The following is a 4,790-nucleotide window of genomic DNA, read 5'->3' as shown; positions in this document are numbered from 1 at the left end:
GGAACACACAGGGTTTATGGTATTTGTAAGGCATGGGTTTTACCTCTTGCTGTAATTAATTTCAATCAACACATTTATATAATGTCAGATCTAAATCCCTCTTGGCAGTACCCTTGAGGGTACCTTTGATAAACTGATAATAAGATAGCCTAACCAGGGTAAGCGCAAGAATCAATAAGCTGTAGCTTATTGAGAAAAAAAGGGGCTCATTCTCAACTATTAAACTCTATTGAGAATCAAGTTCTACGAGATTATAGGGGTTTCGAGCCACGATCAACCGATATCCAGCCAATGCACATTATGGGCAATTTTTTCTTGCGCTTACCCTGATAGCCTAACTTAGGTATTATTATCGGTGAACCAATAAATAAAAACTCCTTCATCCTGATTTCAGAATGGAGGATAGAGAGGCAGGGTAAGAGCATCTCAATCAGGCTTGACACAAGGGATGAGAAGAATCTAATCTGTCGCCTGTGAAAACAACTAAGGACTTGAATCATATAGTTATTATCCATAGCAGTGCGCTTCATTTTTTGCCGGAGACTACGTTTGTAAGTTTGCTCACGATCAAGGGCAGTAAGAGCAATGCGTCGCCAAAGAGCGCGCATTACGGGGACTGTGTAAAGAGCGAATACGGCAAGCATCTTCGGCAAAAGTACAGTCGATAGTCCAATGTAGCTCGTTTTCAATGCTCCAGTGTTTTCTAATTGCCGAAGCTAAAACCTGAGCATCACTAGCTTTTGAAGTCAGATAAAACTGAACTTCACGAGTAGTTTTGTTCCACAGACGGCGGACACGAACCACCATCACCAAACTTTGGAGTCCTTCCCAGAGCTAGGGAAGGTGAAATTAACCTTGTGCCGAAACCGGTACAGACCCTGCCCTGGCGTATCTCTGTGCGATGATGACCTTTTTCGATACGCTGGTCATAACTGACCCCTTTGGGTAATTCAAAATTCAAAATTAAAACTTCAAAATAAAGAAAATCATAAATTTTGAATTAATTAATTCTGGGTACAAGCCCCCCGGGTAATTCAAAATTAAAAATTAAAAATTAAAAATCTAGAATTGTCCGAATCATTTTGAATTAATAATTTTGAACTTTGAATTGGAGCGTTCGCGCAGCGTGACCTACGGTCAAGCGAGTTGTGGTCTTCAATCAGTGGCGGGTACAAGCCCCCACTGATTGTCATTTTGCTTTTTGGGCAAAAAGCAATCTCCCTCAAGGAGATGAATTAATGGAAACCTCATTTCCTTTGGATGACCTGAGTGGGAGGGAGAGGGTTACAATCTCCCTCAAGGAGATGAATTAATGGAAACCGGCTCAAAATAAGCTTCTAAAATTTTCCCTGTAAAGTTACAATCTCCCTCAAGGAGATGAATTAATGGAAACTCTTCCCAGTGAATACAATCGTTGTTTTCCCAATAGTTACAATCTCCCTCAAGGAAATGAATTAATGGAAACATGGTTTCTGCAGCTGGAAGGATCCATTAAGAGAGATATCTTTGTCAAAGTTACAATCTCCCTCAAGGAGATAAACTAATCTAAAAACACTGACCCTTAAATACAAAAAAAAGGTAGGCAATGCCTACCTTAAAAATTCACCGTAACTATAGATCTAACAATTGGTGTAATGGTGTTAACAAATTTAAGAAACTGATGCAGTCGCTACTCCCTGCTCCCTACTCCCTAAAACCTAGAACTTTGTACCTCACCCAATTTAAAAATGCTATAGCGTTAGATACCAAGCATTTCAGCCTGTTTCGTCGCCCCTTCAGGTACAGTTGTTACTCAAACGCCTACACGTTCAAGATGGATTCCACACTAGCTTTCAGAGAAAAATCTCCTGCTCCACGATAAGAACGAACCATAACAAAATATTCACCTGGTTCTGAAGGTCGGATACTAATTTTCTCGTCAGGTAAACTGGTATACCCACGATAGTCGAACTCACTGATAGTTGGCTGCAATGCCTTTCTGACATAGAGATCGAAATCTACACCATCCTGTCCATCTAGCTCAAGGCTCAATGAGGTGCCGACCCTCACCCGATATAAGCTAGAATCGCCAGTCTGCTTTAAATGCCCTGAAACCGCCTCTCCTATTTGTAATTCTGGTATGTCTAGCCGCTCTAGGGCATTGAGGATGGCTGGAACATCGATCAGCCCAAACCCATGATCGTAGTCAAAACCTGCCACACCCAAATCTTCGGCAGTTCGGCGCAACAGTTGACGAAGTTCAGCGGGAGAGAGAACCGAAGGAGGATACTTAGTCCGAATCGATGCTACAACACCAGCCGCAACAGGACAAGCTGCTGAAGTGCCACTATCTGCTCGATAAACTCCTGAGCCAACAAAATGAGTATAGGCACAAAGATCGGGTTTTTGAGAGTCGAGATGTCCTGGTCCCTGACTAGAATAGCCAACTCGCTCTTTATTAACTGTCACCCCAGCAATGCTAAGGACACTTGGATGAGAATTCGCACCATAAATGGGTCTGTTAGTAACGCGTTGGCATCTTGGATCAGGACATTCTGCACCACAATTACCAGCAGCAAAAAGAATATCAGCACCAGCATCCTCTAAACTTTCAACAATGATATTGAAAGGATGATTGGGATTATCACTGTAATTGCCAGGATGGCCCACCGGAAAGTCCCAAGAGGGATGAAACATTCCCCAACTATTATTAACTACCAAAGCTGGTTTAGGTTCTGGGGCTGTTGAGAGTATTTGCAGCAAGTTACTGAAAGCTTTGACAGCATCACTCAAAAACCCATCCATTACCGAGCCACCTGGTGTCTGCGATTGGAGAAGGGCATAGTCGAGAAGAGTGCTGTTTGGCGCAGCAATGCAGACATCAAAGGCACACATTGTTCCATGATCGACACGCATATTACCTGGGGTAAGTCCAGATACTGGAGTCCAGCTTTTGCTCGCATCGAATTGAGGTGTTTTACCCTTACTGTTTAGATGGGATAGATTGACTCCGCTATCAACGATCGCCACCATTACGTTAGACCCATCCATTCCTTTTGCTTGAAGTTGTGGAAATTGCAGTAAATTCTCCACATTTCGATGGGTTCCCACTGAAGCAGGTGGACAAATAGCGATCGCACTAATTCGTGGATCTGAAAACACACCAATCCCATTAGGGTCTTGTTCAACTGCCGCTATTAAAGGCTCTAGTGCATCATCTGCCACCTCACCTCTTACCAGATAAGTGGAAACTTCAGGGCGAGCATCAAAGGAAAATAGTTGTCCTACTTCTGTGACTCCAACCTCTTCTCGTCTTTGTCGATTAGGCACCAAAACAGGTGTATAACTTTGATCCAGTGAAAAGCCATCAATAGAAACAGCCTCTGTTGTCATAGTGAAACTCTCGGCAGTCATTGCAGCACGGAGTTCCGGCATAAATCGCATCTGAATTAACACACGCATGTTATTTATCCTCTTCTTCTTGAGATTCTGTGGGAGCTATTTTTATATCACCGTGAACTCCCTTGACTAACGGTTGTATTGCTATCAGTTTTTGAGAATCCATGTCACCCGATACACGGATGACATACAAATCCCGCTTCGGACTTATGAGAATTAGACCATAATCTTCATCAATCTCTAAGTCTTTGATTCCATCTAGTTGCTTCACGGACTCCAAAGAATTGTTAGGAGGCGGTAGATTGAGTGTAATTAAGTAACGCATTTTTCTAGCTTGGTTGACATTCAAGTGGCAAGCTACTTGAACTGTCTCTAAGTGAGCAAAAACTGAATATTCAAAGTAGAACATACGAACAAAAGCTCTTGTACTTTTATTTTTAGAATCCCTACAGCTAGAACAGGGTAAACGCATCTAATTTTTTTATTTCTATATATAGTTTTTAGTGAATTCAATGAACACTATATATAGGAAATTGATTGTCAATAAGCACAATAGCGATGCAGAGGTGCGACCCGTGGCGAATTTAATTACGGGTCAAACGCACCATTACGGTCTTGGGGAGCCAGTGCGGTCTTGGGGGTTCCCCCCATGAGCAACTGGCGTGGTTTCCCCCATGAGCGACTAGATCAAGACAAGGCCGGGTTTATTGAGAACTACCCCCGGTTACCCAACAAGATGCGCTTACCCTGGATAGAGAGGAGAGATAGGACTTAATTTCTGCCCAGAATTTAAAAGCCAGCTGTCAAAGATTGCTAAAGAGATTAAGTGGTAACTGGTTCGGCTGGCTCAGTACCCGCTCCGTTCTCTTCGAGTTCCATTTCCTCATATTTACTAAAGCACTTACGCTTAGCACCTACAGCTAGGTCGAGCACAATCGGTACTTCTAATTTGATCGGAACTTGGAACACACAGGGATTATAGTATTTGTAAGCCATGGGTTTTACCTCTTGCTGTAATTAATTTCAATCAACACATTTATATAATGTCAAATCTAACTCTGGCTTGGCAGTACCCTTGAGGGTACCTTTTATGAGGTGATATGATAGTGTTTCATAACTTAGCCTCGGTATTGGTGGGCATTGCTCATTTAATTTATAGGCTCACTAATTTTAATCTTCCTGATCAATGCCCACCCTACGATTTTTGTCTGGTTCGGTATTGGTGGGCATGATTATCGCTTAAGGTCTACAATAAAACTCCTCCCTCCTGAGCTCAGGAGGGAGTAAACAGAGGAGAGATAGGACTTAATTTATGCCGATAATTTCAAAGCCAACCGTCAAAGATTCCTGTCAAAGATTGCTAAAGATACTAAGTGCTAACTGGTTCGGGGGACTGATCAGTAGCCGCTCCG

The 4,790-nt window shown here is 42.6% G+C and carries 6 protein-coding genes; 1 reads left to right on the top strand and 5 read right to left on the bottom strand.

From position 1 onward, the window contains the following. Positions 1–567: 567 nt before the first annotated feature. From F6K63_RS36290 to F6K63_RS36275, 4 genes are all read right to left on the bottom strand, one after another. Entirely contained in the window at positions 568–807 is a 240-nt protein-coding gene (locus F6K63_RS36290; RefSeq protein WP_202799203.1) for an ISAs1 family transposase, read from the bottom strand. Positions 808–1,296: 489 nt separating this feature from the next. Next, entirely contained in the window at positions 1,297–1,467 is a 171-nt protein-coding gene (locus F6K63_RS36285) for a hypothetical protein (RefSeq protein WP_154659785.1), read from the bottom strand. Positions 1,468–1,800: 333 nt separating this feature from the next. Further along, a complete protein-coding gene (locus F6K63_RS36280) occupies positions 1,801–3,441 on the bottom strand; it encodes a S8 family serine peptidase (RefSeq protein ID WP_008184270.1) in 1,641 nt (546 codons plus the stop codon). 1 nt (position 3,442) lies between these two features. Then, on the bottom strand, positions 3,443–3,787 hold the full coding sequence (locus F6K63_RS36275; RefSeq protein WP_008184267.1) for a hypothetical protein: 345 nt from the start codon (positions 3,785–3,787) through the stop codon (positions 3,443–3,445). A 103-nt stretch (positions 3,788–3,890) separates the two neighbouring features. Here F6K63_RS36275 and F6K63_RS36270 point away from each other — a divergent pair, with 103 nt between their 5' ends. Continuing rightward, positions 3,891–4,031 carry a hypothetical protein gene (locus F6K63_RS36270; protein ID WP_154659784.1) on the top strand — a complete coding sequence of 47 codons (141 nt, stop codon included), beginning with the start codon at positions 3,891–3,893 and terminating at the stop codon, positions 4,029–4,031. Positions 4,032–4,200: 169 nt separating this feature from the next. On the opposite strand, the gene F6K63_RS36265 is transcribed toward F6K63_RS36270, so the two are convergent. Then, entirely contained in the window at positions 4,201–4,374 is a 174-nt protein-coding gene (locus F6K63_RS36265; RefSeq protein ID WP_287314936.1) for a hypothetical protein, read from the bottom strand. Between the last annotated feature and the right edge of the window lie 416 nt (positions 4,375–4,790).

Source organism: Moorena sp. SIO1G6 (assembly GCF_010672795.1).
GTDB lineage: Bacteria > Cyanobacteriota > Cyanobacteriia > Cyanobacteriales > Coleofasciculaceae > Moorena > Moorena producens.
This window is presented reverse-complemented; position numbering and strand designations above follow the sequence as displayed.